The sequence below is a fragment of the Bremerella sp. JC817 genome (genome assembly GCF_040718835.1).
In the GTDB taxonomy this organism is placed as follows: Bacteria; Planctomycetota; Planctomycetia; order Pirellulales; family Pirellulaceae; genus Bremerella.
Genome location: NZ_JBFEFG010000141.1, coordinates 1 through 337, shown reverse-complemented (window position 1 = coordinate 337; position 337 = coordinate 1). Strand labels below are relative to the sequence as shown.

Sequence of the window (337 nt, the reverse complement as noted above, 5' to 3'; positions counted from 1 at the left end):
CCTCGGCCATTTGCCGCCGATTCTGACGGCCTTGTGCCCGGAGAAGGTGTTGGGGTGCTCGTGCTGAAACGGTTGCGAGATGCGGAACGGAACCAGGATCGAATCTATGCGGTGCTCAAGGCAGTGGGCCTGGCAAGCGATGGACTGGGCCGTGGATTGGCCGCGCCAGACGCGAAGGGCCATCTCCGAGCAATCCGTCGAGCCTATCGGCGATCGGCGATTGATCCCGATTCCGTCGGACTCATCGAAGGGCATGGACTGGGGGTCCCGGCGGCCGATCGCGCGGAATTGAAAGCCTTGCGAGCTGCATTTCCCCATCGGGGTGGAGGACAGGGTC

Annotated in this window: 1 pseudogene; it reads left to right on the top strand. The window is 63.5% G+C overall.

What is annotated here, in order from left to right:
• Window positions 1–33: 33 nt before the first annotated feature.
• Window positions 34–337: pseudogene (locus AB1L30_RS00665) on the top strand (hypothetical protein); the annotation flags it as partial.